Genomic DNA, 4138 nt, shown 5'->3' with positions numbered 1-4138 from the left:
GCAGCGCCTCAAGCGCCACAGCAGCTTTAAACTTGTCTGAAAAGTTCCGTCGCTTTGTCATTCTCGTATCCATTCGTGCGCGTTGGATACATCTTAGCACGCTGTCCAAATTTGCCGGACCACTTCATACAACCGCTACCTCATCGGCGGGGCCAGTGGCGCAGAATACGCAGCCCTCAGGGCGCGGCAGTTCTTTGGCGTGCAGCAGATGCCCGTGAGGCAAGGCATGGGGCAGACGGGTTCCGCAGGCGGCACAGGGTCGCCGGGGACAGGGTCGCAGATGCTGGCGCAGCTTGCGAGACTGGGACGGCTTGGGCGGCGGTGACGGTGACGGCCCATTCCGGACATTTACTGTGCCAAGCCACGCCGCGTTGCGGCTTCTTAATAGCGGACACTGGTCGTTAGACGCCAATTTCAGCCTCAAGTCTCGACCATGCGCTGGCCTCGTGAAGTGAAACATGCAAGCCCTTTGGAGGCCCGGCTGTGCCAACAATCACCATCAAAAATGCATTCAAATCATGCTTTGAGCGAGCGAACAGGTCATCCATCGATGAAAGGTCAGTTCCAGAAGGGGTAGGAATGGATTGCGGGTGAGTGTGCCAATCTCCGAAATAGTGCAGCCCAGATTTGTGCAACGCGCTGATCTCCCGACGTTCCGAAAGACGGTCCGCGATAAAAAAGAAGCGTCCTCGTCGGTCGGAACGCCTCGGACCGGTTGCCAGCTTGACTTTGATGCATTGACCTTCGACCGCACCAAATAGCTGCCCACCAGCTTCAGGCATTTTCGGGTCCAACTGTCGCCACCCAACAAAGTAATCGAGAACATTCTGTTCTAGGGTCAGAAATTGCCCGCTCTCTCCAATGGGGTAACGAATACTCATGCCTCTCCGCAAAAAGCACAATCTCCCTTTTGCCTCCACTCAAATTGCCTTGTTCCGCCGAACTCAGGAACGTCAGGAAAGCAATTTAGGAAATCCGGGGTGAAACGCCCTCCTTGCTGGGCAATTTCCTCCTTCGAAGCCCAGTAAACGGCCTCGGTCCCAGGGTGCACCTCACCAAGCAGTGCTTTAGTTGTGGTCTTCGCCACCAATGCCGCTACGCCTGACAACGATACCGGCCCATATGGTTGAAAACTGGCCCCACAATGGGGCTGTTTACGGGTCGTCTCGGTGTCCCACTCACAAACTGTTTGTAGCGTTTTCCCGAAATGGTCCATTCCGCAGGCAAAACATGGGCCCTCGGAGCTGACCAATACGGCGTGTCCTGCAACTGAAAATGGCTCTGCCCACCCATAGATCACAGGTGGGAAATCCGCTTCAGTCCTAGCCTCTTGGTTGAGCCTACCCTCAGCCACCCAACTGCCAACCGTGGACACGATCAAATCGGTGTTGTGGAAGACCTCAGGACGTTTGCCGTAGAGCGATTGCCAGCCCTCGGCAAAATACTTGATCGACCGCATATGCGGGAAGTCACTAGCCAATTTTTCTGCAAGTGACTTGGCTTTAAATGTCCTGACTTGCGTGACCCCGAGCACATGACGCCCGACATTGGGATAGTCCAGAAGTTCCGGGTCAACCATTGTGATCGAGCCAACACCCGTTTTGGCCAGAAGCATAGCAACCTCGCTTCCCAATGACCCCGCGCCGACAATGAGAACACGCTTGTGGAACAAAGGCGCGACTTTATGGGTGTCACGTCCATGTATCCACGATGGGTCCGCGCGCATGGTCTCGTGGCGCTCAACCTTGTTCCCCCCGAACAGCCGCTGCATTCGGAGTTGGTTCGGCACCTTTCCAGGCCGAAAGCCCTTCTGCACCATGTCTGGGCGTCGCCCGGCTTTCATACCTTGTTTGATGGGAGGCATAACTTCGACGGCGAAAAACACCGGCCCATCAACCGTGCGCCCCTCGAAGGAAACGGTGAACTTGTCATCAGCGTTTACGGCCGCATCTGCCAGCAGTTCTATGGATTCGGGTGCCAGCTCCCGCAAAAAGCGCAGAATCGCCGCACCCGACCTCGGGTATTCCGAAGGCAGGATGGGCCTATTGAGGACAATGTGTGTTGCGGTGGTGAAATTGTAGTCCTTCTTGTTCCCCGGAAAGCGGTTGCGAAGCCAACTTTCCAAGGCCGTGTCGTCATCCGCCAGATAATAGTCAGCTATGCTGCTCCACAGGGATACCCTACGAGAGGCACCGTCGGGTGACAGTAGGCTGATGATATTTGTGCCCCCCTCTGTTTTACTCCAGTAAGAGTCGAACTCATCGACAAAATCACTAAGAAACGCTTCGTCGTATGAAGCGATAATCAATCGTGCAGCTTCTTTGATGGCATCCCAAATCAACCCTTTAGGGTTCAGAGGATTGTGCTCTGCCCCCGGTGGGTAGAGGCAAAATGCACCATCTTTCTCGATGTGCGGGAACTGTATGAATTGATATTTTTCAGGGCAGTACACGCGCGGCTTTGTCCACGGGAAATCCCGAAAGATTACCACTTGCAGATCAAAGCGGTCATCTTGATGCTCAAACGGGACAAGCCAACCGCGGATTGGGTCTTTGGCCTCATATCGAGACAACTCACCCGGTGTAAGGTCTCGAACATTCGGAAATTGAGCATGCACCCACGAGGATAACCCAGTCGGCATGAGGACGGTAGGTTCAGACGACCCAATCAATGCCGATTACCCGTAACGGCCCCCGCCCTGCTTGTTCACAGCTGCGAGGTCATTGCTGTGCTCCGCGTCGATTCGGTCCAGCATCCCCATAGTAAGGGCCGCAGGTGCAGCCAACTCGCTTGCCTTTGTCTCAAGGCCAGCGTCCGGCACGTAGAGAGTAAGGTCGTCTGGAATACGCCCGCCAAATTGCTCTTGTAGGGCCTCATATGCCATTGCCCGGTCTGACGTTTGCGTCAGCGCGTCTGCCAGACGCTCAGCAAGCAATCTAGCTTTCGTAACGAAATCGCTGCGTTCCTCTGCGGACCAGCCCTGATCCAAGCGCTCGCCCTCTACGACCGGGTTTGGAATATCATTGGCGAGGAAGTCGGGCAAATCTTCTGCGACGCGCAACAAAGCCAGATCATCCCGGTCGCCCGCAATTGCCGCCGAAGCCTTCTCAAAGACCGACACGACTGCGGCCATGAGGGCAATCGATGCTAGCCTTCCCTCGGGCCATTGAAAATCTTTCCACCCCTTTAGAAAGCGACTAACAGTTCGTACTTGTTCTCCGTACTCTTTCACGGCATCGATAAACCAGTCTTCGAGCTTGCGTGGATCGGACTTCTTCCAACCCTCATCTCGGTGTGCCAGCATAATCTCGTCATGCGACAGCATCCGATAGGCTGTGTCCTCCATCATGAGTTCTGTCGCGAGGTCGACGCCACGGTTTTGGGCGTCTTTCAAGATACGCTGGAAGTCCGCGTCTGGCACCGAATACAGTGCGAGGTCGGTGTGCATGGTGTCGTCAATCTTGACTCGGATGCACGAAGGCTTGTCCGTTATGAGTTGCCAGCCCTTCGTGTCACACAGTGGCGCTAGGATGCGCTCGATAATGAAAAAGTAGGCTGCGCTTTGGATCACAGGGGACCTGTCTCCACCCTTTTGAAAATAGGAGACGGGCATGAATAGCCCATCGTCCAAGTCAATCTCCTGAGGCGGCACATGCGCGGGCTGGTTGCATGTGTGGTACGAGAAGCTGCCCTGCATCCTGAATTTCGGTGTTTGGAAGCTCCGCGCGAGTATAGGCGCGCGGTCTTCGAACAGAACTTGGTCACCCAACGACTTCGCAAATGACCCAAACTGGGAGGAGATTTCACTGCGAATGTCATCCCGAGCGCTTCGCAGTGTCTGTTCCTGCTTCTCTGAAAGGTTCAATGCAAACTTGTAACCCGAGGGCCGGGACACGAAGGCTTTGTGTGCGTTAACAGGCATAAAACTGCCCCTTTTCTGGTCTTATCTTGTGGTGGTTACGCGGCTTACCCATATACTTGGGGGCATTGGGTCGAGTCTTCAATACCAGATGAGAACGGCGGTGCGAAAGTCGGCCACGGTAGCGGCGGGATGAGCCTGCTGCGGGCGGCGTAAAAGTCGTCCACTTTTACCCTTTCTGGCGACAGGGAGGGCGGGAGGATTTTCACTGTGGATTTG

The 4138-nt window shown here is 55.1% G+C and carries 3 protein-coding genes and 1 pseudogene; 1 reads left to right on the top strand and 3 read right to left on the bottom strand.

What is annotated here, in order from left to right; all coding sequences use genetic code 11:
* Positions 1-124: 124 nt before the first annotated feature.
* Positions 125-325, top strand: a pseudogene (locus tag ROE7235_RS20900) (TrbL/VirB6 family protein); the annotation flags it as partial.
* A 76-nt stretch (positions 326-401) separates the two neighbouring features.
* Here ROE7235_RS20900 and ROE7235_RS18840 read toward each other — a convergent pair.
* From ROE7235_RS18840 to ROE7235_RS18830, 3 genes are all read right to left on the bottom strand, one after another.
* The gene (locus ROE7235_RS18840; RefSeq protein ID WP_121097426.1) at positions 402-881 is read right to left on the bottom strand and encodes a Mov34/MPN/PAD-1 family protein; all 480 of its coding nucleotides are present in this window, start codon (positions 879-881) and stop codon (positions 402-404) included.
* Entirely contained in the window at positions 878-2572 is a 1695-nt protein-coding gene (locus ROE7235_RS18835; protein WP_183073590.1) for a ThiF family adenylyltransferase, read from the bottom strand. The genes ROE7235_RS18840 and ROE7235_RS18835 overlap by 4 nt, the downstream gene beginning before the upstream one ends.
* A 105-nt stretch (positions 2573-2677) precedes the next feature.
* Positions 2678-3922 carry a CBASS cGAMP synthase gene (locus ROE7235_RS18830; protein WP_121097420.1) on the bottom strand — a complete coding sequence of 415 codons (1245 nt, stop codon included), beginning with the start codon at positions 3920-3922 and terminating at the stop codon, positions 2678-2680.
* Between the last annotated feature and the right edge of the window lie 216 nt (positions 3923-4138).

It is taken from the genome of Roseinatronobacter ekhonensis (assembly GCF_900499075.1).
Taxonomy (GTDB): Bacteria; Pseudomonadota; Alphaproteobacteria; order Rhodobacterales; family Rhodobacteraceae; genus Roseinatronobacter; species Roseinatronobacter ekhonensis.
Note: the sequence above shows the minus strand (reverse complement) of the source record. Positions and strands in the feature narration are given on the sequence as shown.